Origin of the sequence: Chitinophaga barathri, from assembly GCF_003807585.1 — a bacterium.
GTDB classification, from domain to species: domain Bacteria; phylum Bacteroidota; class Bacteroidia; order Chitinophagales; family Chitinophagaceae; genus Chitinophaga; species Chitinophaga barathri.
The window spans coordinates 39,883-66,086 of record NZ_RMBX01000010.1; the positions used below are offsets into that span (position 1 = coordinate 39,883).

General features: G+C 51.7%; 20 protein-coding genes. 13 read left to right on the forward strand and 7 right to left on the reverse strand.

Annotated features, from left to right (window positions below; translation table 11 throughout):
• Positions 1-5: 5 nt before the first annotated feature.
• From moaA to moaCB, 3 genes are read left to right on the forward strand one after another with little or no spacing between them, the layout of a single operon-like run.
• Positions 6-986: a GTP 3',8-cyclase MoaA gene (gene moaA / locus EG028_RS17945; RefSeq protein ID WP_120515718.1), complete on the forward strand. Its 981-nt coding sequence runs from the start codon at positions 6-8 to the stop codon at positions 984-986.
• Positions 986-2,761, forward strand: coding sequence for an NTP transferase domain-containing protein (locus EG028_RS17950; RefSeq protein WP_120515719.1), 1,776 nt, complete (start codon positions 986-988; stop codon positions 2,759-2,761). The genes moaA and EG028_RS17950 overlap by 1 nt, the downstream gene beginning before the upstream one ends.
• A gap of 49 nt (positions 2,762-2,810) precedes the next feature.
• Positions 2,811-3,719 (forward strand): bifunctional molybdenum cofactor biosynthesis protein MoaC/MoaB, encoded by a 909-nt coding sequence (moaCB, locus tag EG028_RS17955; protein ID WP_120515720.1) that lies wholly within the window; start codon positions 2,811-2,813, stop codon positions 3,717-3,719.
• Positions 3,720-3,724: 5 nt separating this feature from the next.
• Here the strand turns inward: moaCB and EG028_RS17960 are convergent, their stop codons facing one another.
• On the reverse strand, positions 3,725-4,858 hold the full coding sequence (locus tag EG028_RS17960; RefSeq protein ID WP_120515721.1) for a cysteine desulfurase family protein: 1,134 nt from the start codon (positions 4,856-4,858) through the stop codon (positions 3,725-3,727).
• 449 nt (positions 4,859-5,307) lie between these two features.
• Between EG028_RS17960 and EG028_RS17965 the strand changes: the two genes are divergently transcribed.
• The 4 genes from EG028_RS17965 (at position 5,308) to EG028_RS17980 (ending at position 8,713) form a co-directional block, all read left to right on the forward strand.
• Positions 5,308-5,964 (forward strand): carboxymuconolactone decarboxylase family protein, encoded by a 657-nt coding sequence (locus tag EG028_RS17965; RefSeq protein ID WP_120516009.1) that lies wholly within the window; start codon positions 5,308-5,310, stop codon positions 5,962-5,964.
• 124 nt (positions 5,965-6,088) lie between these two features.
• A complete protein-coding gene (locus EG028_RS17970; protein WP_206614400.1) occupies positions 6,089-7,150 on the forward strand; it encodes an alpha/beta hydrolase in 1,062 nt (353 codons plus the stop codon).
• Between the two features lie 26 nt (positions 7,151-7,176).
• On the forward strand, positions 7,177-8,238 hold the full coding sequence (locus EG028_RS17975; RefSeq protein WP_120515723.1) for an alpha/beta hydrolase: 1,062 nt from the start codon (positions 7,177-7,179) through the stop codon (positions 8,236-8,238).
• A gap of 7 nt (positions 8,239-8,245) precedes the next feature.
• On the forward strand, positions 8,246-8,713 hold the full coding sequence (locus tag EG028_RS17980) for a cupin domain-containing protein (protein ID WP_206614401.1): 468 nt from the start codon (positions 8,246-8,248) through the stop codon (positions 8,711-8,713).
• A gap of 153 nt (positions 8,714-8,866) precedes the next feature.
• Here EG028_RS17980 and EG028_RS17985 read toward each other — a convergent pair whose 3' ends face one another.
• The gene (locus EG028_RS17985; protein WP_120515724.1) at positions 8,867-10,528 is read right to left on the reverse strand and encodes an RICIN domain-containing protein; all 1,662 of its coding nucleotides are present in this window, start codon (positions 10,526-10,528) and stop codon (positions 8,867-8,869) included.
• Positions 10,529-10,891: 363 nt separating this feature from the next.
• Here EG028_RS17985 and EG028_RS17990 point away from each other — a divergent pair, with 363 nt between their 5' ends.
• Positions 10,892-11,389, forward strand: coding sequence for a GNAT family N-acetyltransferase (locus EG028_RS17990; RefSeq protein ID WP_120515725.1), 498 nt, complete (start codon positions 10,892-10,894; stop codon positions 11,387-11,389).
• Between the two features lie 76 nt (positions 11,390-11,465).
• Here the strand turns inward: EG028_RS17990 and EG028_RS17995 are convergent, their stop codons facing one another.
• Complete coding sequence (locus EG028_RS17995) at positions 11,466-12,329, reverse strand: DUF4886 domain-containing protein (RefSeq protein WP_120515726.1); 864 nt, start codon at positions 12,327-12,329, stop codon at positions 11,466-11,468.
• A gap of 343 nt (positions 12,330-12,672) precedes the next feature.
• Between EG028_RS17995 and EG028_RS18000 the strand changes: the two genes are divergently transcribed.
• The 5 genes from EG028_RS18000 (at position 12,673) to EG028_RS18020 (ending at position 18,744) form a co-directional block, all read left to right on the forward strand.
• Entirely contained in the window at positions 12,673-13,449 is a 777-nt protein-coding gene (locus EG028_RS18000) for a hypothetical protein (protein WP_120515727.1), read from the forward strand.
• A 23-nt stretch (positions 13,450-13,472) separates the two neighbouring features.
• Entirely contained in the window at positions 13,473-14,105 is a 633-nt protein-coding gene (locus tag EG028_RS18005) for a hypothetical protein (RefSeq protein WP_123864710.1), read from the forward strand.
• Positions 14,087-14,899, forward strand: a complete 813-nt coding sequence (locus EG028_RS18010) for a sensor histidine kinase (RefSeq protein ID WP_120515729.1) — start codon at positions 14,087-14,089, stop codon at positions 14,897-14,899. Before EG028_RS18005 ends, EG028_RS18010 begins: the two co-directional genes overlap by 19 nt.
• Positions 14,889-15,521, forward strand: coding sequence for a response regulator transcription factor (locus EG028_RS18015; protein ID WP_120515730.1), 633 nt, complete (start codon positions 14,889-14,891; stop codon positions 15,519-15,521). The genes EG028_RS18010 and EG028_RS18015 overlap by 11 nt, the downstream gene beginning before the upstream one ends.
• Positions 15,522-15,612: 91 nt before the next feature.
• Positions 15,613-18,744: a C25 family cysteine peptidase gene (locus EG028_RS18020; protein ID WP_162946336.1), complete on the forward strand. Its 3,132-nt coding sequence runs from the start codon at positions 15,613-15,615 to the stop codon at positions 18,742-18,744.
• A 105-nt stretch (positions 18,745-18,849) separates the two neighbouring features.
• On the opposite strand, the gene EG028_RS18025 is transcribed toward EG028_RS18020, so the two are convergent.
• The 4 genes from EG028_RS18025 to EG028_RS18040 form a co-directional block, all read right to left on the reverse strand.
• Entirely contained in the window at positions 18,850-21,498 is a 2,649-nt protein-coding gene (locus EG028_RS18025) for an ABC transporter permease (protein ID WP_221198109.1), read from the reverse strand.
• A gap of 1 nt (position 21,499) precedes the next feature.
• The gene (locus EG028_RS18030; protein WP_120515732.1) at positions 21,500-21,832 is read right to left on the reverse strand and encodes a PadR family transcriptional regulator; all 333 of its coding nucleotides are present in this window, start codon (positions 21,830-21,832) and stop codon (positions 21,500-21,502) included.
• 162 nt (positions 21,833-21,994) lie between these two features.
• A complete protein-coding gene (locus tag EG028_RS18035) occupies positions 21,995-22,822 on the reverse strand; it encodes a hypothetical protein (RefSeq protein WP_120515733.1) in 828 nt (275 codons plus the stop codon).
• A 13-nt stretch (positions 22,823-22,835) separates the two neighbouring features.
• Positions 22,836-26,159, reverse strand: a complete 3,324-nt coding sequence (locus EG028_RS18040; RefSeq protein WP_162946337.1) for a TonB-dependent receptor — start codon at positions 26,157-26,159, stop codon at positions 22,836-22,838.
• Positions 26,160-26,204 lie beyond the last annotated feature (45 nt).

The following is a 26,204-nucleotide window of genomic DNA, read 5'->3' on the forward strand; positions in this document are numbered from 1 at the left end:
TTATCATGATTGAAGACCGCTTTGGACGTGTACATGATTACCTGCGCCTTTCGCTGACCGATAATTGCAACCTGCGTTGTTTTTATTGCATGCCGGAGGAACGGTATGCCTTTGCGCCCCATGCGCGGCTCATGCAGGTGGGGGAAATCGATCATTTAGCGAGGGTGTTCGTTTCCCAGGGTGTTCGTAAGATCCGGCTGACGGGCGGGGAGCCCCTGGTCAGAAAAGATGCGCCCGCCATTATCAGGTCGCTGGCGGAACTTCCGGTGGAACTGGCCTGTACCACGAATGGCATCCGGTTGGATGAAATGATCGCGGATATCGAAGCCGCGGGTTTCGCCAGTATCAACGTCAGCCTCGACACGCTGCAGCCCGGTAAATTCCTGAAAATCACCCGGCGGGATCTCTTTCACCGCGTCCGGAATAATATCGGTCTTTTACTGGACCGGGGCATCCGCACCAAAATCAACGTCGTGGTCATGAAAGGGCTGAATGACGATGAGATCACGGATTTCATAGCGCTTACGCGGGAAAGCCCGGTGGAAGTACGATTTATTGAATTCATGCCCTTCAGCGGGAACCGGTGGACAAGCAACCAGGTATTCACCTACCGCGAGATACTGGAAGAAGTGAATACGAAATACGAAACGAGTCCCATGCCGGCCGGGCCCAATGAAACGGCCCGGCGATTTTCCATACCAGGCCACCAGGGGCATTTTTCAGTTATCAGCACGATGACCGCTCCATTCTGCGCGGGTTGCAACCGTATACGCCTCACAGCGGACGGGAAACTGAAGAATTGCCTGTTTTCCAAAACGGAGACAGACCTGCTCACGGCATTGCGCCGCGGTGAGGATGTACTACCGCTCATTCTGGAAAATGTCCGGTTGAAAGAACGTGCACTGGGTGGGCAGATGAACGGAGATTTTAAGAACCTCGATGCCCGGTCGATCGAAAACCGGAGCATGATAACCATAGGTGGATAATGCAGCAGCAAACAGGGATCATCATTTTGGCAGCTGGCGCTTCGTTGCGTATGGGGCAGCCTAAACAATTAATGACCTTTGAGGGGAAAAGCCTGGTACGACTGGCTGCAGATGCCGCGCTGGTGGATAAAAGGCATGTGGTGATGGTGGTTTTGGGCGCGCATGCGGATGCCGTTGCCCGGGAGCTGGCGGGTACCGGGGTACGACTGGTCACCAACAGCGGCTGGCAATCCGGGATGGCGTCGTCCATCAGGGTGGGAGTGGAGTCGCTGCTGGATGCGGCCCCTGATATTACTTCCTGCATTCTCGCTGTTTGCGATCAGCCGTTTCTCAGTGCTACCGTCCTCGAAGGATTAAAATCGGCCCAACTCACCTCCGGCAAGGGGATTGCAGCATCCGCATATGATAACACTTATGGCACGCCGGCGCTGTTCACCCGTCCATATTTCAAGTATTTGCTGCAGCTGGAAGGCCAGGAAGGCGCGAAGAAAGTGATCCGGCAGTACAGTGCGGATACTGTCATGTATCCATTTGAAAAAGGCCGTACCGATATAGACACAATGGAAGAATATAATCAGTTGACCCACCAGATGATCAGCGTTGAAGCCGCCAAAGAGATTATCAGCAGGAGTTTACCTGAATGGAACCGCAGCGTTCAGCTTCATCTTGCTGAAGCCGCCGGGCATGTAGCGGCGGCGGATGTGGTGGCCGGCGGGGATTTTCCCCGGTTCGCCCAGTCCTCCATGGATGGTTATGCCATCCGTTTCCAGGACAAGGACCGGGAGCTTGAAATCGCCGGCGAGATTCCCGCAGGTGCTTCGGAGCTATTCCGGCTGAAGGCAGGGAAGGCCTTGCGGATATTTACCGGTGCGCCCATGCCTGCCGGGGCGGATACTGTTGTGATGCAGGAAAAGGTGACGGTGACTGCGGAAGGTATGCTCCTGGTAAGGGACGAAGAACTGAGCGCGGGCCTGAACGTCCGTCCCAGGGGTAGCGAGGTGTCCGAAGGTGCGGTGGCAATGACGGCCGGTACGTTTCTTTCTGCGGCTGCGATCGGATTCCTGGCCGGTATCGGAAAAACCCAGGTGGAAGTTGTAGCCACGCCCGCAATCGTCATTATCGTCACCGGCAACGAGTTGCAGGAACCGGGCCTGCCATTGGGATATGGCCAGGTATATGAATCGAATTCAATTCAACTGCGAAGCGCACTGAAGCACATTGGCATCAACGATATAACAGTGCGTCATGTGAAGGACGATCCCGCTATGCTCACGCAGGCGCTGGCGGATGCGCTGGGCTCCTTCGATATGGTGCTGCTGGTAGGCGGCGTGAGCGTTGGCGACTATGATTTTGTTGCGAACGCCGCGGTGAAGGCCGGTGTCCGCCAGGGATTCCACCGGGTCAGGCAAAAGCCGGGGAAACCGCTCTTTTTCGGGACATTGGAAGACAAGCTGGTGTTTGGGCTTCCTGGAAATCCTTCTTCCGCGCTTACATGCTTTTACATGTATGTGGCGCCAGCACTGGAAGCCATGTTAGGGCGGCCGCACGGCTCCCGCAAACTGTTTGCGCGAACGACGCATGCATATCGCAAGAAGGCCGGGTTGACGCATTTTCTGAAAGCTTTTTTCGACGGCACGGCAGTTACTCCGCTGCATGCCCAGGAATCGTACCGCCTCCATTCCTTTGCACAGGCGAATTGTTTCCTGGTATTGGGAGAGGCGTCCACCGGGTGCGAGGCAGGAGATGAGGTTGAAATACAGTTGCTGAATTTATGATTGTGCACGGTCACTGATGAAACCCATCAGTGGAAAGTAAATCAATAGTATGGTAGACATCACATTTAAAAGTTTTACGCTGAGAAAAGCCATTGCTACCGCGACGGTGCGCGTTTCCCGCCCGGAAACAATAGAACTGGTGCAACAGCGGAAGGTGCCGAAAGGCGACGTATTCGAGTTTGCCCGCGCTTCCGCGTTGCTGGCCATCAAAAAAACCAGCGACATGATCCCGGACTGCCACCCGCTGCCGGTTGAGTTTGCCGCGGTAACTTATGAAGTGGAAGAGTTGTGTATTAATATTCGCGTAGAAGTACATACTATTTACAAAACCGGGGTGGAAGTGGAGGCCATGCATGGTGCTTCCCTCGCGGCGCTGGTGATCTACGATATGCTCAAGCCCGTTGATAAACAGGTGGAAATACAGAACATCAGGCTCCTGGAGAAACTGGGTGGTAAAAGCAACAGCCCTGTGGTGGAGGCAGAAGGTCTGAAAACAGCTGTGGTTGTATGCAGCGATTCCATTTCCAAAGGGCAAAAGGATGACAGATCAGGTAAATTAGTTGTGGAGGCCTTGCACGGCCATGGAATCCGGGATGTTGAATATTTTGTTGTTCCCGATGAGGTTAGCGCCATTCAGCGGCGGCTGGAAATATGCAGGGAAAGCAGCGTCGATCTGCTGATCTTTACGGGCGGCACCGGTTTGTCGGACCGGGATGTGACCCCGGACGCTGTTCTGCCGTACATTACGAAACCCATACCGGGCATCATGGAAACTGCCAGGCAATATGGACAGCTCCGTAGCCGTACGGCGATGCTTTCGCGTGGGATTGCCGGGTTTTCGGAAAATATGCTGGTGATTACGCTGCCGGGCTCGCCGAACGGTGTTAAAGAAAGTATGCAGGCCATATTTCCGCAGGTTTTGCATGTGTTCCATGTAAAACGGGACAAACCCCATTAACCAAACTAGCCCCTAAAGCGGCTGATCAATAACTTCAAACGCCCGATGGTTTGTTCAATTTCCGGTCCGGTAGTAAACCGCCCCAGGCTGAAACGGATGGAAGAAAGCGCATCCTGGTCGCTGAGGCCCATCGATTTGAGGACATGGGAAGGGTAAGTAGTTGCCGCAGTGCAGGCCGATCCGCTGGATACGGAAATATGTTGCAGCGCGAGGATCAGTTGATCCGCATTGACGCCGGGAAAACAGATGTTGGTGGTATTGTAAAGCCGTTGTTCCGGGTGTCCGTTCCTGGATGTATCCTGAATTGACAGCAGTTCCTGTTCCAGCTGATCGCGTAATGCCCCGATCCGGCGGCTATCCCCGGCCATGTCTGTGCCTGCGATTTCCGCTGCTTTCCCTATCCCGATAATTCCGGGTACATTGAGGGTTCCGCTCCGAAGCCCTTTTTGATGACCGCCTCCATGCATCTGGGCCGAAAACTTCCTCCTGATCCCCGGAGAAATAAAGAGGGCGCCGCTCCCTTTAGGGCCATAAAATTTATGTGCCGATAACGGCATGAGATCAACCCCTAGTTCGTGGACATTCACCGGAATCTTCCCGACGGCCTGCGTGGCATCGCAAAGCATCAGGGCGCCGCGGGCATGTGCAATATCGCTGAAGCGCGGGATGGGATGAATGACACCGGTTTCATTGTTCGCAAGCATCGTACATACGCATAGTGTCTCATCGGTCACGGCATGTAAAAGATCCTCTTCATTCACTGATCCGTCTTTGCCTGCTGAAATCACTGTAATCCGATACCCTTGTTGCTCCAGGTAAACGCAGGTATCCAGGACGGCTTTATGTTCGGTGGCAATCGTTACAATATGATTTCTTTCCGCGGAATGGATGCCTTTCAGCGCCAGGTTTACAGATTCCGTAGCGCCCGAAGTATGCAGTATATTATCCGGACTGGCCCCGATGAGCCCCGCCAGCTGTTCGCCTGCACTTTCCACAGCTTCCCGGACGGATAAACCGAATAAATGGGCGCTGCCGGCATTCGCAAAATGTGTTTTGAAAAATGGCAGCATCGCTTCGAGCACCCGCTCATCCAGGGGTGTTGTAGCGTTATAGTCTAAATATATGGGTGTTGCAGACATTGATATTTCCCGCTGTTACGGGCATTTCAAAGATAATTCTTTCAACTATACATCCGCCCGGTCCCACTATTCCCATATACGTGAATTTTCTACCCAATGGGATGGATAATGGCCCGTCGCTGGCCGGCTATAGCCACGAAACAGTGATAGTGGTAGGAAAACAGGGAAAATGTATACTTCCCTGCCCATAATTCGGCTGATATTTGTTTTTATGCATCCTCTGGGCGGCAGGATGCGGCTTTGGAAGTCAGAACAGCTGCCCCGGAAGGATTGTTATAGTATTGTAGTTTACACAAATAAGTTATTACCTGATGACATACAATTGTTCAGATAAAAATGAATGGAGGAAACCGGATACGCGGATAAAAACATTCATTAGAAACCTCACGCTGACCTTCCTGGTGATAGCAGGGATATTTTCCGGTGCGGCAGCGCAAACTGATAGTGCTATGCAAACAAAACTGTCACGAACACAACAGTACCTCATTCCGGTTGCCGCCATTACGGCCCAGGGTAACCTGTCAAAGCTTAAGCCGCAGCTGGCGGCCGCGCTGGACGCGGGGCTGACGGTAAACCAACTGAAGGAAACAATCGTTCATTTGTACGCATATTGTGGCTTCCCGCGCAGCATTCGCGGTTTGCAAACCCTGATGGCCGTGCTGGAGGAGCGAAAAGCCAAAGGCATCACAGACGTGCAGGGGAGGGAGGCTTCCCCGATCACGGATAGCCGTTCCAAATATGACCGCGGCAAGGAAGTGCTGGGGAAAATAAGCGGTGCATCGCAGGATGGCCCGAAAACGGGTTACGCTGCTTTCTCCCCGGAAATAGAGATCTTTCTGAAAGAGCACCTGTTCGCGGATCTGTTCGAACGCGACGTGCTGAGTTATGCTGAACGGGAGTTGGTCACTATTTCCGTGCTGAGCAGCATAGGCGGCGTTGAGCCCATGTTAAGGAGCCATCTGGACATCTGCCTGAACGTTGGAATTTCGCCGGCACAGCTACGGGAGTTTACCGCTATCATCACTTCAACGATCGGCGAAAAAGAGGCAAAAGCCGCCCAGGAGGTGGTAGACCAGGTGTTGAAAAGTAAAGAGCCTGCTAAATGACCGATGCTGATATGGTAGAGTTAGCTGGCCGGCTCCGCAACCGGAATGCCGGTCACAGCAAGGAAAAATAATCAGATCGTACTTAAAATATTTTTTAATGATTTCAAAGAGCGAATTAATAAAGATGTTGAGCTTATTGCCATTGGTATTGACTACCGTATCATTGCATGCACAGGACAAACAGCCACCATTAGTCATTATGCGGCAGGGCAGTTTTGCTGTAGGTGGAACAAAGACTACCGAACCCGGGAACTTCGATCTGAATAACGCGTTGCAGCCTAAGGGACAAACTTTTCATGGGGATCATGCCTATGTTTTTTACCAGGTCCCGGTAAAAGCCCGAAAGTATCCCCTGGTCTTCCTGCATGGCGCCGGACAGTCAAAAAAAACCTGGGAAACAACACCCGACGGTAGAGAAGGCTTCCAGAATATTTTCCTGCGCAGAAGGTATCCTGTTTACCTGCTCGACCAGCCCCGGCGGGGTGATGCCGGGAAGAGTGCCGTTGCAGCTACCATCCATCCAACGCCCGACGAGCAGTTCTGGTTTACGCAGTTCAGGATCGGGAATTATCCCGATTTTTTTCCCAATGTTCAGTTTCCGAAGGATACGGCTTCCCTGGAACAGTTTTTCAGGCAAATGACCCCAAATACGGGCGGCTTTGATGGCAACGTTATTTCGGATGCGATCTCGCAATTGTTCAATAAGATCGGGGAAGGCATTTTGGTTACCCATTCACAAGGCGGTGGCCCGGGTTGGTTTACCGCCATTAAAAATGATAAAGTTAAAGCTGTTGTGGCTTACGAACCATACAGCGGTTTCCTGTTTCCCGAAGGCGAACTTCCCCAACCGATAAAGTCAACAGGCCTTTTTGGCGAACTGAAAGGTGTGGCAATACCCTTATCCGACTTCAAAAAACTAACGCGCATGCCCATTGTCGTTTATTATGGGGATAATATCGCCATGGAGCCGACCACAGTATGGAATAAAGACCATTGGCGTTCGGGGCTTGAAATGGCGAGGATCTGGGCGGCAGCCATCAATAAACATGGAGGCGATGCAAAGGTGGTCCACCTGCCCGGGATCGGGATCAAAGGCAATACACATTTTCCTTTTTCTGACCTGAACAACGTCCAGGTAGCGGACGAGCTGGAAAAATGGTTAAAGGAAAAAGGGCTGGACAAGTAATATTGGTAGAAGGAAAATTTAAAAGTATGAAAAAGTTATCAGTGATCCTGACATCAGCATTGTCAATAGCAGCATTGGATGCTGTAAATGCTCAAACGAAGAACCCGGCAGTTCAGAAAAACCCTTATACGCTTGTATATGAAGGTGCCATCACCCAAAATGAAAAAGGGAAAGTAAACATCCACCCGGTGAAATATAAACTGAACGGGATTGACATCGCCGCGAATGTGTATACTCCGGCAAATTATGATGCTTCAAAGAAATACCCGGCAGTAGTGGTAGCACACCCCAATGGTGGAATAAAAGAGCAGACAGCCGGGCTGTATGCACAGCGTTTGGCGGAGGCCGGTTATATAACCATTGCCGCGGACGCAGCGTATCAGGGAGCAAGCGGTGGAGAGCCCCGTCATACGGATAAGCCTGCCTACCGGACTGAGGATATTCATGGTATGGCTGACTTTATTACGCAGTATGTGGGGGTGGATGCGAACCGTTTAGGTGTTTTAGGCATTTGCGGTGGCGGCGGTTATACTTTAAAAGCAGCGCAATCGGATAAACGGTTTAAAGCCGTCGCAACCCTGAGTATGTTTAATTCAGGGGAAGTAAGACGTAATGGTTTTCAGAATTCCCAGTTGGCTACCGTGGAACAGCGATTGAAGCAGGCTTCGGATGCCCGCGCACAGGAGGCCGCCGGCGGTAAAGTTATATACTCAGGTGTAGCAGGCGTCACCGATGAAGAGATCGCTAAAACCCCAACAGATCTGTACCGCGAGGGATTCGAGTATTATTACAGAACGCATGCACACCCGAATTCCACCTTTCTGTATACCATGAGCAGCCTGCTAGACCTCATGACCTGGGATGCCGCCACGAACATGGATTTAATTGATCAGCCCCTGCTGATGATGGCCGGAAGCAAAGCGGATACAAAATATATGACAGATGAAGCTTTTAGCAAGGCAACCCGGGCAAAAAATAAGGAATTGTTCCTGATCGATGGCGCTACTCACATACAGACGTATTGGAAGCCGGAGTATGTGTCGCAGGCCGTTAATAAACTGAAGGATTTTTATCAAAAAAACCTGTAAAACCAAGATGATGAACTGTAAAAGCATAGTAATAGTGTCCCTGGTTGGGATGGTTTCATTTTCCTGTAGCCAGCAACATGCATCCGTAAATGAGACCGCCATTTTTGAAAAAGGCGAAAAGATCACGAACAATAACTTCACAGGATCAGCATGGTTGAAAAATTTGCTGGAAGCAGATAGCGTGAATCAAACAAGCGTCGGTAGCGTCACCTTTGAGCCGGGTGCAAGGACCAACTGGCATTCCCATCCCGCCGGCCAGATCATCCTGGCGCTGGACGGCATCGGTTACTACCAGGAGAAAGGTAGCCCGAAGATCACTGTAAAGAAAGGCGATGCCATAAAATGCCCGCCGGATGTTCCGCATTGGCATGGAGCGAGCGCGGATACGAAATTTGTGCAGGTGGCCATCACCGGAAGGGAAAAGGGCGAGACCGTATGGCTGGAGCCGGTGACGGACGAGGAGTACAACCAATAGTTTAAATTTAGTTTATTAATAAAAGTATCGGCGTTAGGCATAGCTTGTCGTATATGCCCATCGCGCGAAGAACTTTTTTTTGTACTGTGAATCCGGCTGCCGATGCCCCGCGATGACATCTGCAGCCGGATCTTGTCCTGCAATTAAAAGGAATTACAACCCGATCTTCCCATAGGGCACCCTGATCCCTTTCACCCTGTACCAATACGGGTCCAGCCAGGCGCCTTCGCAACTTTCCTGGTCGCAGCCGGAGAAGTTGAGGCAATAGGTCAGCAGCAGCTCCTGCCGCCCATTGTCGAACTCCGGATGTACCACCGGCGTATAATACCGTGCATATTGTCCCTTAAAGTATTCCTGGATCGTGTACACCTTCACCGGAGTGGTGAACGGGCCGGTCGGCGAACTGGACGTAGAGATGTAAATATTCCTTGTCGTTTCGCAATTGAAGCCCTGGTCCATTGTCATGTGGATATACTTGCCGTTCAGATAGGCAACACTGTTGGATCCCTTGCCGGTGGTTATCCTGGCGGCAGTGCCGGTGGTCGGGCTGCTGGTCCAGGCGGAGCCGTTGTAATACTGCCATTGGAACGGAGTATTGACAGCAAAGCGGGCTACGTGTATATTGCTTTCATAATTGAAACTGATGCCCTGGCTGCCGAATACGTATACGTAACCATCTCCGGGTTTTACCATGCCGGTGGAATAGTTGATCGAGGGCGTGCCGCTGAGCCCGTTCGGCATAAAGCGCTCTGACACCCATTGCGTACCGGTGCTTTGCGTGAGGCGGTACAACGACTGGCCCGTTGCATTCAATCCATTTCCTTCCCCGCATTGTACATACACTTTATCCCCGATCTCAATGCCGGGGCCGGACCAGGTCCAGGCTGTGCCCGGTTGGATATTAAAGATCTGTTTGGGTTTGCCGGATGTGCTGGTGGTGATCGTCATATTCGGCGCATTGTTGGGGTTCCAGTTTGTTTTCGACGGCTGGATGAACACGGAGTTGCTGTAACTATGGAACGCACCGCAGTTGAACAGGCCATTTGGCTGCACCTGCGAGCCGTCCCAGGCATCCTGCGTTACCCACAATACCTTGCCGTTGTTGCTGCTCCAGGTAAGGGGGATAGTATTCCCCTGGTCGAATGCGGAGGAGCCCAGGCTGGCGCTGTTCCGGTGAAAAAAACGCACCACTTCGTCATCGCGCCAGGTGTCTGCCGCAATCGAACTCACCGTCCATTGTTGTTTTGTATCAGTCACGGCGGTTTCCTGGATCGCCTTCGCACCGTTGGCGGTGGAGCCGCCCTGTACAGACAGGGCCAGTCCGTTGCCTTTGTTGAAGATCTTGTACTGCCCGTTGCCAAGGTCCTGCATACGCCAGAGCTGTTGATCGGCCAGCAGCGGGAATGCTGCATATTGCTGCAGGATGGTGCCGCTTGAGCCGGTACCCGAAGGTACGTCCAGCAGCTTGCCGCTGTAGAGGTTGCGGATGTGATAGTACTTTACACCGCCGGCAGTGGTCTGATAGATGACATGCCATTTCTGCCAGTTATCCATCTGACCGGCGGGCCCGGAGAACTGCCACTGCTGCAGTTGGGCATTGTCTTTAAATTTCTCATTGAGGGTAGGGCTACCGCTTGTCTCCAGGTATTTCCCGCTCTTGACGTTGGTGATGGTGACCGTGGCATAATCCGGCACGGCCAGCAGGGCTACGGATAGTTTTGCTTCGTCCAGCGTAACGGGTTCATCCGTCAGGGGTTGCCGGCAGGCGGCAATGGCGAGCAGGCAGCACAACATGGAAAGGGTTTGTTTTTTCATAACATGTATTTATTGGTGAAATATGAACAAAATAATGGCCCTCCGGCCAGGTGACTGACAGGTTGTTCTAAGGGTTCGATATGACAGACGTTTATACCAGGCTGATCCTGCAGATGTTGTATCAGTTCGCGCAATCGGGGCAGTGGAATAGGCAGGATCCCCCGCAATTAAGACACTTCAAAACACACACACCGCCATCACGGTAAGAAAAAGGAAAGGCTGCGAAAATCAGGCGGGGAAATAGCAGGTGTCCGCAACGGGCAATACAATGGATACGGATTATCCGTAAATTAGATGTATGAAAGTAGGCGGCAGGGAAACGATGTGACGTGAGGGTTGAACAGTAACGGTTATCAGTAACGTATGATTGTACAAAGTAAAACAAACGATTTCAGGGACATATTCGACATCATCAACGATGCGGCTTCCGCGTATAAGGGGATTATACCTGCCGACAGATGGCACGAACCTTATATGACGGAAGAGGAGCTGCAAGGCCAGATGGACGATGGCGTCAGCTTCTGGTGTTATGTAGACAACGGCGATATCACAGGGGTAATGGGTATCCAGGATAAGCCAGATGTCACCCTGATCAGGCATGCTTATGTACGGACATCTGCAAGGAATAACGGTATCGGCGGCAAACTGCTGAATCATCTTTCCCAACTCACGGCTAAACCTATTTTAATCGGTACATGGGCCGACGCGACCTGGGCAATCAATTTCTATAAAAAACATGGTTTCAGGATGGTGTCGTTTGAGGAAAAAGAAAGGCTCCTGCGAAAATACTGGTCCATTCCGCTAAGGCAGATTGATACTTCCATCGTGTTGGCAAGCGCCAATTTCACCGGTGCGATGTAGCCGCCCGGGGTACCAGCGGCTTGTTATCAGCCTGAAACCTGTGCCGCCGTCATGTATGTTACTGCAAATTCTTTCCTTACAATGCTGCCACTACCTGCTTAAATTCCTTTGCCATCGGCGCTGAAACAGTGCCGGGCTTAAACTTTACCTTTTTTACCTTTCCTCCCAGCAACGTACGGTACCATACCAGCGAACCAAGATAACAGCCCGCGGTATTGGCGTGATTGGCGTCAAAGGCGAGTTTGCCATCGCGCCAGATGTACCCTACATGCAGGGAATTGGCCTGATTGGGCAATTGGCCGGCCTGCGGGGTATTAAAATTATAGGCGGTGTCTTTGCTGTAGTGCCACTTCAGGCTGGAATCCATTGCCCTGAATGCATCGCCCGTGGGAATGACGGTGAGGCCCAGCTCGGCAGCGGCCTTGTGGTAAGCTGCCCTTACATGCCGGTGCATTTCTTCCGCGTTCTTTGCGCGCTCGTTTCCGTTTATTTTCCCGAAGGCCTCCGCATCGTTGCGGTAAGCCCATACCTGGTGAATGAAGATCTTCGCCCCGGGCTGCAGCGACCTGATCAGTTCAACCAGCTTGCGTGCATAAGGCTCATAGGTATCGGGGTCACCGGAGAGGAGGGAGTATTGCTGAATGGTGACTATATCCCAGCGGCCATTGGACAGCATCTCCCGAAGGGATTTGCCCTTATAGGCTTTCTCGCCGGACTCCGCCAGTTTCCAGTGCCTTTCGAGCGAGCAACCGCCCAGTTCGGCGCGGCCCAATTCCAGTTCCATACCGCCTTCCTTTGCCAGTTGGGGCAAGAATGAGGCGGCATTCTGTGAAAAGCTGTTGCCGATAATGAAGAGGCGTATTTTTTTACCACCCTGAGCCTGTACCGTGATGCATATACTCAGCAGTATAAAAAGGCTTGTTCTGAATTTTGATAACATGCTGTTTTGTTTAAGCGTACGGTTAAATTATTACTTAGCGGCTGATAATCCAAATCCCCCGGGGGAACAGCTAACCCTGGCCGGGAGAGAAAAGAGGTCTTCTACCCGGATTTTCCCCGGGCATCTACGTGGAGCCGGTACCGTATTTTTACGGGATTTTGTTTCCATGAACAATGGCCGTATATAGGTAAACCCTTTGCTGTAAATAGTTGTATGCCTGCTTCACTTCCACTTGCCTCCGCCGGCCGCATTTTTCCGGGAAAAGTGATTTACCTTCAATTTACAGCGATGAACTATATGCAGTAAAGAATATACTTATTCAATAACCTCAAACATTTTTGTTATGAAAATCTTACTTTTTTCCCTTTTGGGAATTGCATTGTTAACCCTGTCTGCCGCCTATTATCTTGAACACGAAAAGCCGCCGGTAGAAAGGCCGCAACCCATAACAGCCGCGCAGGATGCCTGCCCCGACCCGTGCACGGGAGAAATGAAATGGGTGACCATGAACGAAGCCGTGGAAATGATCGCGGAGTACGGTAAGAACCAATATAAAGGCATAAAAAAAGGGATAACTGATAAGTTAAGACCTACCAGGGGTGATCAGGCAGACCAGTTTGCGGATGCCCGGTACATCACGTTCCCGGTGGATACTATTAAGAAATTTATCTGCCAGGTAGAATCCATTCTCGGCAAAGGAGAGCATCTGAATGCGGCGGACCGCCGCATCAAACCCTGCGACCTGGGGATCAAGTTCTATTATGCCGCATACCGCGGAATCGCGGCGGAGGCGGACATCAAACGCAGTAAAAAGGGGAGGCATACACTGCTGATGATACCTACTTACTGGGACGATTCCCTGAAAGAATACATTGAGTTCTTCCCGGGCTATGTGCTGCCGGACAAACATACGATGCCCCTTGGGCAGGTGTTTGACGACTACTACGTATCAGATTCGAAACTGGCGTATAAAAAGAAGCCGCTTCCTTCCGGAAATCCGCCGATGATGCTGCTTTCCCTCAGCATCGACCGGGATGCGGGCAAAAATCAGGGTAATCTTTGTCCTCCGCCGGACGGTTGCCGGAGCGCGCTTTTGCAGAAGGCCAGGGTATTGGAATAGCATAAGAAGGATAACTTACGGATATGGAATATTTACTGATGGCCCTGGAGCTGGCCGCGTTCCTGGTGGCCTGGTTACATTACAGCAGCCTGAAACGCAGGGGCATGGTGTTTATCCCGGTATTGCTCGCCGTAGTGCTGGTCAGCGAGGCAGTAGGCTTTTTGCTGCTGAAGAAGTATGTAAGCTGGGTGCCGAACGGCGTATGGTATAATTACATGACCCCGCTGCAGTTTCTCTGCATCTTCCTGCTTTTCCGGCGGAACACCCGTTCGCGCCCCTGGAGAACGGCCATCCTCTGTTTTGCCGGGCTTACGGTGCTGCTCACCCTGCTCTATGCCATCCTGCCGCATTCCAGGCAGTTCAATACTTTCAATTTCACGGTGGAGGCGGGCTGTGTGGCCGTATGCTGCCTGCATTACCTGTACGAGTGCATGAACAGCAACAATATCACGGCTATCGAAAAGAACCCCTTGTTCTATTTCGCGATGGGCACCCTGCTGTTCTACCTGGGCACGCTGCCGCTCCGCTCTATGTACAACTACCTGTACCAGCATCACCGGGCGCTTTTTTTCGGGTATTACGAGCTTTCAAGGATTTTGAATTATATTATGTATGGATTGATCATATTCGGGATATTATGGGCGAAAAAGAAATAGGCGTTTTTTTTCTGTCGCTGGCATTGACCGTGATCATCGTGGTAATGGCCGTGGGGTTCATTATTGCGAGTATCCGCCGCCGTACGCGGGCTTTTGAAAAAGAAAGAGAACATGCCACGCTGCAGCACCGGCAGGAGCTGCTGGAGGCCCGCGAGGAAATACAACACAGTCTCATGCAGAGCCTCGGCTCCGAGCTGCACGATACGGTGGGGCAGAAGCTCACACTGGCTTACCTGCAAATGGAAAATGCGTTGCTGCTGGAGGATATGCAGGCGCTGAAAGATCATATCGTTATACACAACAATCTCGTGCAGGAATCGCTGCAGGAGCTGCGCAGCCTCAGTAAGATACTCATCTCCCATACCCTGGTCGATTTCAGCCTGATCCATTTCCTGGATAAAGAGCTGGGCCGCCTCCGGCAAAGCCGGTTGTGCCATGCGGAGCTGCAATACCCGCAAGGGGCGGACCGGATCGCGGATGACCGCACGGAACTGCACCTGGCGCGCATCTGCCAGGAATTTATACAGAATAGCCTGAAGCACAGCGGCTGCACGCTCATCACGATCAGCATTTCGGAAAAGGCCGGCGCGCTGGAGATCAGGTGTGCAGACGATGGCGCGGGCTTTGACCCGGGCAGGGCAAAACCTTATGATTCCCGCTCGGGCAGTGGTCTTGCCATGATCAAAAGCCGCGCGGCCTCCATTCATGCACAATGTGCCTGGGAAACAGGCAAAGGCGCCACGCTGGTGCTTACGCTTCCTCCCGGTCAAATAAACATGGCATATGAAAAGTAACATCGTGATCGTAGACGATCACATTCTCATTGCGGAAGCCCTCGCAAGCATGATCGGGACCATCCCGGGTTTTGACGTGCTCTATGTATGCAGCAACGGCCGTGAGATGATCACGCGGTTTACGCAGCCGCGCAACATCCCGGATGTCGTGATCCTGGACGTGCAGATGCCGGTGATGAGCGGTTATGAAGTAGCGGAATGGCTCACCGCCCACCATCCCGGCATCCTCATTCTCGCGCTGAGCATGCAGGATGACGAGGATAAGGTGATTCGCATGATACGCGCCGGCGCGAAAGGTTACCTGCTGAAAAGCATCAAACAGGCCGACCTTGCCAATGCGCTGGCTACCGTGGTGAAAGAAGGCATCTATTACACTCCGCAGGTAAGCAGAACGCTGGCCAATGACTATGTGAAAAAAGAAGTAGTGAAAGCGGAGCTGAGCGATAAGGAAAAAGAAATGCTGCCGCATATCTGCTCGGAAGCAACCTACCGCGAGATCGCCGCACAGTTGTTTCTTTCGCCCCGCACGGTGGAAGGGCATGCCAACGCCATCATGGAAAAGCTGAATGTGCGCAACCGCATTGCGCTGGTGTTGCTGGCGCAAAAGAAAGGTTGGATATAAAACCCGTAAAATTACCTGCCACATTCCCGCATATATACCCGGCGCCGGGGTTATAGCAGATCGTAGTTTTAACCAACAAAAAACGTTTGGTATGAAAACAGATCTGCACTGCCTCCCGGGCGGCAACAACCCCGTAGAGACAATTTCCTTCACCATTGTTATTTCCCCTCAGCAGGTGAAGACTGAAGAAACCCCTTTTGGCGTCAGGTACAGCCTGGGTAAAGATTACAAAGTAACCTCCGCACCTGGTACGCCCTCTTTCCCTTCGCGTATAGTGCAGGTAGCGCTGCCGCTGGATGCCACAGATATCACGGTAACCGCGGAGTCGCTCTGTTCACGCAGGCTCTCGGAAAAGCCGGTGTTTATCATGCCGGTACCGGAATACCGCATTGCCGCCAAAGGCAGCGGCGGCCACCGGCCGGACGGGGACAGGCTGGAAACAATCCGTTCCAGGGCCCTGCAACAAACGGAAGATGACCGGCAGTCTGCCCCGCTGATGCAGGGCCCGCTGATCAGGCCCGATGCTGAAGCGTATGCAAAGACCTTCGAACAGCCGCCGGCATTGGCCTCGCTTATCAGCATAGTGGAAGTGGGCGGCAACAGGATAACAAACATCAGCATCAGCCCGATTTCCCTGGAAGGCTATATTCCCGTACTGCATGAGCAGATATCCGTGCGGGTGGTCTTCCGGAAAGGCGAAGAAAAGACGCCGCTGCGCCATACCACTTACCGCGTACTGCCGCAGGACCGAAAGGCCCAGGCTTCGCTTTTTAAATCCCTTAAAGACAGCGTACTGAACCCATATGGCGTGATAGACCTTACCAGCAAAGTGGGCCTGTATCTGGGCAATTACGACTATATCGTGATTACGGACAATCATCGCTGGGACAGCACCAGGATCTCCCCGGCGGAGCCCGTGGGCAATATGGTGGAAGCTTTTACCAGGCTGACGCAATGGAAGCGCGAAAAAGGCCTTCGCGCGGCGGTGATCACCATTACAGACATTGTGAATGGCGTATACGGTGATTTTAAGACCGGCGCCAACGATCTGCAGGAAGTAATCCGCAACTTCCTCAAATTCGCGCGCGGCACATGGGGTACCACCTGGGTGCTGCTTGGCGGAGACATCGAGATTGTGCCTGTGCGGAAAACCGCAGGCGAAATACTGGGGGAAGTGAGTGAGCAGACAAAAAACAACCCGCCCGCCAACAGGGAGTCGTTCTGGACAGGCTCGTTTATGAAGCTGAGGGTCACCGCGCTGGGAGACTGGTGGAATATCCACGATACCTACCTGGAACTGACCAGCAGAACAAACGGCAGGCGCATCCCCCGGAAAACGCCGTTCGGCATTTTTACGAAACCTGTATATCCTTTCAGGATCTCCACGGCGAAAATATCCAGCCTCGCATTCTCATTCTTCGAAACACCCGAGGCTTTCCGGAAACGGCTGGGCTGGCATTTCTGCACAGATGAAACCTATGAGACCTTTTCGGCGGACCCCACTGACTTTGTACGGGTAGACGGGCCGGAATCCGTGATCCGTGTGCCCCTGCGCTTTCACTACACCTGGAATACGATCCCCACGGACTTCTATTACAGCAGTCTTTTTGGCCCCGGTTACGGGCTGGCGGGCCGGCACGACTGGGACCTGAACAACAACGGCATCTACGGCCAGTACGAAGGCGCCAACAGTTTCGATCCCATTAACTGGAATGCGGACGTAGTAGTTGGAAGGGCGCCGGTCTCCACGCCGGCGGAAGCAGAAACCTTTGTGAACAAGGTGTTGGATTACGAAAAGATCATTGGTCCCATCGGTATCCGTTTCTATTCCGCCTACCTCGGCAAAATGCTGCTGGCGGCTGATAACTGGGATGGCTCGCCGGTATTTTCTCCCACCGTTTCGAATCCTCCGGAAGTAGGGCGGTTTTTCAGCGATGCCGCAAACGGAAGGGCTATACTCCAGCTGGCTACTGACGCCCCCAAAAGTTTTTCATGGCAGCTGGTCACCTGGATCAGCAATGCAGACGTGCGTGTGCTCCCTTACAATCTCAATGCGGGCCGGGGCAATAAAGGATGGTATTATGCAAGGAGCGCGGCAGACCTCAGTCCTTCGGTATTTACCCTGCATATGCCCTGGGGCGATGTGCATAACATCCCCAATGTGTCAGACACCATAGTGGTCTATGGCGATGCGGCGGAGATCAGCCCGCTTTGGTACATGCTGGATGCGCTCGCCGCGGACGGGTCCATGACGGACCAGGAACTGCTGCGTGCCCAGGTGGATGCGGAGCTGCCGGTGATCAAACATTTCAACAGGTTATATAAAGACGTGCAAAGCCTTTCAACCGCCGGTGCCGTGCCTCCGCAGAGGCTCACCTACGAACGGCTGGAAGCCGCGCTCAACGAAGGGCAGCACTTTGTAAGCCTTTCGGGGCATGGCAACCAGTGGGGCTGCTGTGATCTGGGCACGGGAATGGCGGCCTCACTCACCAACGGACCACGGACTTTCATCGCTTATGCGGATTCCTGCCTTACGAATGGTTTTGATGAATCCGACGCCATGGGCGAAGCGCTCGTGAAGAACCCGAACGGTGGTGCGGTAGCTTACATCGGCAGCACGCGCTTCTCCTGGATCGGCCTGGGGGACGATGTACAAAGAGCATTTTTCAACGAGCTGACCCGCACCCGTCACCTGGGCCTGCTGCACAACAGCCGCCTTCGTTTTGCGCAGAATCATCCCGGCAATCACTATTACAAGTGGTGTGTGCTGGCCCTGAACCTGCTGGGTGACCCTGAAATGGAAGTGTGGAAACGCAGTCCCGATCCATTCAGACTGGAATACATCCCACTGGAGAAAGACCTGCGCATCAGGGTGCTCTACGAAACGGACCTTACGCGGCATGCGGTAAGAGAAGCGGAAGTAGTTGCCTATGCAGGGGATAACATACTTACAGTGACCGCGAATGCGGAAGGATATTTTGATCTGCCGAATGAGCTTGCGGAATCCGGGAATCTCCGGCTCCGGGTAAGCATTCCGGATGGATTAAGCCGGATGGTGAGCGGGGAGGAGCTGAAGAAAAAAATGGAGCAGTTCCGCCGGCCGGAAATTGAAGAGGTGCCGGTTGAAAATTTGCAGGATGGATTTTCATGTATGCAAACGGCTGCCGTGAAACAGGGGAATGGGCATATTAATCAGCAGGATCATATAACAGTTGAGCTATAGCAGTGAAGACTAAACGCCTGCCGGGTACAGGAAACTCATCAATTTCCTTCCCGGCAGGCATTTTTGCTGTTGCGTTCTGTTTTGCTTTCCAGCTGTTATTCACATTTATTCGTTCTTCAGAACGGCTACCGGATTGCTTCTCGCCGCTTTCAACGTCTGCGACCCGATCATAATGAATGCGATCAGCAATACCGCCAGTAAGCCCACAGACATCTCGGTGATCTGCACAGGTGTGTGATAGGGGAAATTGGGAAGCACAACGGTTTTGAAGAAGAAATAAGTTGCAGGCAGGGCAATAAGCGCCGATACTGACAGGAGGATTAGAAAACCGCGGCTCAGCAAGTGTATAAGGTTGCCGACGCTGGCGCCCATCACCTTTCGGATGCCGATCTCTTTTAGTCTTGTTTCCGTCGTGAATACCACCATTCCGAACAATCCCATTGATGCGACGGAAATGGCCAAAAACGAAAGGAAGCCAATGATTTTGATCATGGTGGAAAATTCGCTGTATGCATTTTCTATTTCTTCGGAATAGAATTCAGCCGTAAACGGATGGACAGGGTCGATCTTCTTCCAAACGGATTCTATCCTGGCTATGGTGGCCGGCATGTCGGCGCTTTTTATTTTGGCGCTGATGATGGCCCTGTCTTCCGGTGTCCAGAACGTGAATGCTACCGGTCCGATGAGGTTCTCCACTTTACCGTAGTGAAAGTCCTGCATTACGCCAACAATGGTCATTTTGCGTCCATTCAGGGTGATCTGTTCCCCGATTGCGTTTCCGGGGTTGTTGGCGCTTATGTTGAACCGTTTTAAAACCTGCCGGTTAACGATCACCTCGCCGGTGGCCTGGGCGGTGGCGGGGCGTGCAATAAAATTCCCGCCGGCAACGAGTTTATAGTCGTGCAGCGGCAAATAGTTTTCGTCTACATGGTTGGTCATGACCAGCGCAGAATCCCGCGAGTCTTTGTATTTCATATTGCCGCCCCAGGCATTCCCAACGCCTGTCGTGATCAGCGATCGTGACAGGCCGGTTACTTCCGGCATCTCACTGAGTTCCTTGAGCATAACGTCTGGTTTATTGTCCAGCATGTTAATGTTCAGGATGTTTGCCGTGCTGAATCCCAGGTCGAAGGCCAGTATGTTCTTATACTGTACATAACCGACGGCGGTTGTTGTAATAAAGATCAGTGTAACGGTGTATTGAATCACCACTAAGGCGCGCCTGAGCGTCAGGTGTTTGAACATCTTCACCGATGAAACACTTCCGAATGCATTGATGGGGCTGACTTTCGAAAAGAATATGGCAGGCAGGAAACCAGCAATAACTCCTACGGTGACTGCAAAGACGATGAAAGCAACCACCATGGATGGCGTGAGATTGAGTTTCACCATCTGCTGCATCTCCGGAGCCATGTTGATCAGCAGTGGCCGCAACACGAGAAACAGGAGGAATGAAAGAAGAAGGGCCGCCAGGGAGATCAGGACCGCCTCGGCCAGGAACTGTAGCTGTACCTGGCTCTTTCCAGCGCCGATTGTTTTGCGGAGGCCTATTTCCTTAATGCGGCGCATTGCGCGTGCTATCGAAAGATTGGTATAATTGAAACATGCCGATAATATCACAACAGCCGCCAGCCCGACGAGTATCCAAAGCACGGCAGGGGACATGTGAGGGCCCGCGAAGCCAGGGCCGCCCTCGGACTGACGGAGGCTTTCTCCAACCACGATATTGTATAAAGGAAGCAGTTCAAGTTCAATCCTGGTATTTTCTTCAGCGAGGTTTTCCTCCCTTGCAAATGCGCTGAGCTGCGACCGGATTGCCTCCATGTCCGCATTTTCCGAGGGAAGGAGGTACACGGAATTGGACCACATGTTTGTCCATTCAGCAAAATGTTTATCGCCTTTATTGGTTTGTTCTGCCGTGGACAATGATACCAGCGCTTCAAAACTGATGTGCGAAAAGAAAGGAACGTCCTTCATGATACCGGTCACCTGGTAAACGAGGGTATCGACCTGGATCGTCTTGCCGAGGGCAGCCTGGGTGCCGAACAGCTTCCTTGCCGCCGTCTCCGTGAGAACAACCGAGTAAGGGTCCTTCAGCGCCGTTTCAGGGTTGCCTTCCACCATTGGAAATGAAAAAACCCTGAACAACGAGGGCTCCGCCCAGAAACCGCTGATGGGGAGAATATTGTCGCCCACCCTGGCATCACCCGAAAAGTTGTTGCGCATAACGGTTACTTCTTCAATGCCGTTCACTTTCTCGCGGATGAGTTTTCCCGTCTTGATGGATGTGGTCGCAAACTTGCCGCTTTGTTCGCTGTTGGAGGTCAGTATGTTCGTGATGCGATGGATCCGCCCGCCATTTTCATGGAACCTGTCATAGGATCGCAGGTCGAGCAGGAACGCGATAAGCAGCAGCCCAACGGACATACTGATGGCAAGGCCAAGGATATTGATGAAGGAGAACAGCTTGTTGCGCATGATGTTGCGCCCTGATGTTTTGACGTAGCTTCCGATCATGATCCGGTTCATAAAAAGGTGGGCAAATATTGATTTCCTTACCGTATAACTTCTGAAGAACTTGAAGGCATCAATTATGTAGATCAGCTTTGCACGGCGTGGCCCGGCGGATCGTACATTCCGTTCGAAACATTCGTTGAGGTCCCCCGTAAGGTCCTCTACGAGCCCGGGCTTACAATACCATTCCACAAATCGCTGCGCCCAGGAGGGCGGATGGTGCTGCGGTTGTTCTTTCATGCTACAAATTTTCCCAGGCAAGCGACGGTATCCTGGCCCATAGCTGATCGCGCATTGATTTGGCGCTGACCAATGCGGCCTTTCCCTGCATTGTGAGTTGATAGAATCTTTTGCGTTTGCCGCCACGGGCTTTCGTTGCTTCACCCAGCTCACTTTTCACAAGTCCTTTCTCTTCGAGACGGTTGAGCACCGCGTGCACCACGCCAAGTTTCACAGAACGGCCGGTGTGGCTGGAGAGTTCGTCGCATATCGCTACACTATATGCTTCGTTTATCAACGCTGCGACGGTGAGTAATACCAGTTCTTCGAATTCTCCGAGGTTTGTACCTTTCATATCCGATATTAATTACGTAAATGTATGTAAAAGGATTGTATTATCCATACAAAATGTGAATAAATGATTTTCATAAAACAAGAAGTCCCGCCGTGCGGCGGGACTTCCGGGATTATAAAATAAGCCCTCCGGATCAGGCAATACCCGCCCGGGGAAATGATGTTACTTCGGGAAAACACGCACAAGATCATTCGATATGACAGCGCTGATACCGCTATAAGTTTTTCCATACAGGTGATAACTCTGCACCAGCCCATTTGTGGTATATTCATCAGGCAATTGCAGTTGCAACGAGTTTCGCTCTATGGTGGTGAATATCTCTTCATCCTTGTTCACCACGTAATACTCATTCTTACCCGCCTTCTTCACGCATATGTAGGGCGCAAAACCCGATTCCGGGTGTGTATTCGGCAGCGTAGGCATCATTGGCAATGTGACATACTCCGTCCATTTGCCCGGTTGTATGTTACTGGCTATCGGAACGGACGTAACTCCCAATATTACGGGGGTATTGCCATCCATCCTGTATTCGATCATTTCAAGCGAAATGTCCGCTGTGCCAGATCCTGCCGGGAAGTCCAGGTAGAAGTTCGCTGTATATTCCGCTCCCTGCGGGGTAGGGTAGGTGTAGGCAGGCTGCATTTTGGCACCATCGAAATACAACTTCGGGATCGCGTTGTCAGCGTCCTTGATGTCGAACGTCTTTTGATATACCGTTTCGCCGGTCTTTTTTCTTTTCAGTTCCATGCTGGCCCTGTCTTCTTCGAAAGCGATCCTGGTGGTTTCCCAGTCGGAACCTATCGGCCCAAAGTAATCACGCATTTTAACGCCATCGAAATATAAAGTGAGCGTATCGCCCAATACATAACCTCCGGCAAACGTAACCGGCTCAATTGCCTTCAACGGTTTTACCACAAAATCGCCTTCCTTTTTGCAGGCGGCGGCCAGCAATAAAATCAGGAGGCATACTATATTGATCGTTTTTTTCATGATGAGGGGTGGTTTAGAAATTGTACGAAAGAGAAAAACTGAACGTGCGGCCAATGTAGCGGGTAAAGGTCTCACGGTCGCCGATCCGTTCTTTCAAACCGTTGGCGGTACCGATATAACCTTTTTCAAACTTCTCGGAAAAACCATACTGATACTCATAACGGTCGTTCCATTCGAGGTCCGGCAATCCCTCCGATTCCGGCTTAATGCGGTAGGTACTGTGGTCGTTGATGAAGAAACGGAAAGGGGCATCGGTAAGGTTGCTGATATTCAGTTTGGCTTCCATTTTTCCATTCAGCAAACGGTAGCTGATCTGTGCATCCAGCTGGCCTCTCGGGCGTTCGTACTCTATCATGTTGGGATCGCTGCCTGTAATAAAGGTTTTATAGCCCATATAGTTATATACCACGTTTATGCCGAGTTTTTTGCCGGCATATTGCAGGCCAAGGTTGTACTGGCGCGGAATCTGGCCGTACAGTGCACGGCGGTATTTCAAATAGGTATAATACACCGAATCCACACCGTCCACTGTTTTTACATTACGGTCCCTGGACCTTACTTCAGACCGTTGGATGGTGAGGTTGCCGCTGACGAACATGTTTTTCAGGAAAGGAACGCCTTCGTATAAAAAGCCAAGGTTCTTGCGTATCTCAAACTCCCAGCCGCTTACTTTCGCCCAATCGGAATTGGTGATCAGTATGTCGTAATTGCCGGTGTTGCTCTGGTCGTAAGAGTAGTACTCCGCTGGTTTGTCAAAATATTTATAGAAGTAAGTGGCCGATAACAGCTCGCCCGCACCGGGGAACCATTCCAGCTTAGCGTCATAGTTCTGTATCCTGGTGCTTTCCACGCCACGGCTTCTCAGTACGGTGCCGTAATTGGGGCTGAACCTTACGAACTGTGAGTTTTCCATCAGTCCCGGGCGTATCATGCTCTCTGAATAGGCAAGCCTCAGGTTCAGGTTTTTAACCGGGGAGTAGGTGATATTTACGGAAGGCAGCCAGCGTGTTCTTACCGAATCGAGCAACATCATTTTCATATTGGCATATACCACGCTTTCGCTGGCATTACTATCAAGGGTATCCGTCCTGAAATACTCAGCCCTTATGCCACCTACGATCCGCAGGTTATCGAACAGCTTACTGTCGATCATAACAAAAGCGCCTTTGTTGATGCTCCTACCTTCAAAGCGATTGAGGGAATAACCAATGGGCCTGTAATATAGGTAATTGGTTTTGTCGTCCATTTTCATGTGGTTGCCCCATTCCTGGACAGAAAGCGCGTCTTTGAAGGGAGTAGTACCTACGATAGGTAATATCGTCCAGTCGAAACTGGCGTGTTTATCCAGGTAGTTACCGCCCACTTTAAAAGTATGCGAGGTTTTGCCCAGCCTGAATTCATAAGCGGCACTCAGTTCGGCCGACCGGTTGGTTTCGTCGTAGACATACTGGTCGCGGTGAAACCCACCGATTTCGGGAGCATAGGCGGAACCGGAATAATATTGGTACAGGGGAGCTTTATTAAGGATTTCAATGCCGCCTAAACTGGCCGTCACTGCGTCTTTCTCTACTGTATTTAACTGCGTGCGGGCCACGTTCCATTCCACGTTTATTTTACCCAGGCGATGCTGGCCGCTTATTTTATTCTGCAGCAGATCGCTGAACTTAGGCCGGTCATCTTCCCTTATCGAAGGGAATTTGGACAGGCCGTCATCTTTGGGATTTTCGTGCGACCAGCCTGTAATGCGGCTGAATTGATTATCGAATATATGGGTGTACAGGTTGTATACGTTGACCTGGTGTTTCTCCGTTTTAAAACCTCCGTTCAGCAGGGCGCCGAGGGTGGTGGTGAAACCATAGTTATTGCCGGTATTCTGGTCTGTAACATCGTCGATATTGGCGGGTTTGCGTGCCCAGCTGCCCCTGCGCATACTGGCTATATAATCGTTATTCTGCGTATTACGGTAGCTGAGAGAGCCTACAAAACCCAGGTCGCGTTTTTTGGTTTTGCTCAGGGAATACGCCCTGCCGATGGCCAGCTGGTAATTTTGTGAGGGCATGGCCTGGTAGGTGCGGGCGCCCAGTCTTTCCGTGCCGCCGATACGTTTGTTTTGCTCCGCCACTTCAGCCACTTTGATCTTATTGCGGGCATCTGTTTCCCTGGGATCGAAGCCGCTATAATAGTCGTAAGGGACGGGGAACAGGCCTTTGGGGAAATGGTTCCTGCCGCCGTCGTCGAAACCGAGATAGTCATATTTACCGCGCTGATAACCCATAAAGTCTTTACCAACGGTGCGGGAGTTGACAGAAGTACCTAAAGTGACAGACAGAAAGTTGCTGGTTGGCACCGATTTAGTAGTGATCTGCACCAGCCCGCCGGCAAAACCATAAGGCATGTCGGGTGTGATGGATTTGGCCACCACGATGTCTTCCACCATATTGGTGGGTATCATGTTAAATTCGAAGTCTCTTTCCTGTACGTCCGTACTGGGTAAGGTGCTTCCGTTTAAGGTAGATACGTTATACCGTTCCGCAATTCCGCGTACCACTACTTTCCGATTGTCCGTGGTGCTTACGCCGGTAATACGTTTGAGGGTTTCTCCTACGTGTTTATCGGGTGTGGCGCCAATCTGTTCGGCCGAGATACCATCGGAAAGCACGGCGCGGTTCTGCTGTTGTGCATACAGGGCTGCTATCGATGCTTTTTTATAACCGGAAGTGACCTTTACTTCTTTCAAACCCTTTGTATTCACCTTCATCGTAATACTCAACGGTGTGGTTTTACCTTCGGTGATTACCACTTCGGTAATCTGCCGGGTGACAAAAGAAACATAACTGATCTCCAGGGTATACACGCCGGGAGGAAGATTCAACACATAACTGCCATCTACCGCGGACTGTGTACCACCGCCGGTTTCAATCACCCTGATAGTGGCGCCAGGCAACGGATCACCTTTTTCATCGGTGATCCTGCCCGATATCCTGCCGGGTTTGGCTGGTATGGCTTTTGGCTGTACATCCGCTTTTGTGATGGCAATCATCCACCCGGACTGCTTATAACTTAATTTTTTACTGTTCGAAATCTCCCGCAACACCTCGTACAGGGAATGGGCATTTTTCGGGATCGTTACACCAGGAATGTTACCGATTTCCTCCGTAAAGTAAAAACTGAAGCCCGACTGCTTTTCCAGCTCGTCCAGCACGGTTTTCAGCGGAGCCCCGCTGCTGGTGACCTTTACCCTTACGTCCCTGAGGTCCTGAGACTTCACACCCGATGCCATCAGCACCGCCGAGGCGGTCATGATGAAGAGGAGGGACAGGCAGGTTAATCTCGACATAACGAATACCAGTTTAATTACATTTTTTTTTGTAAAATTGCGCAT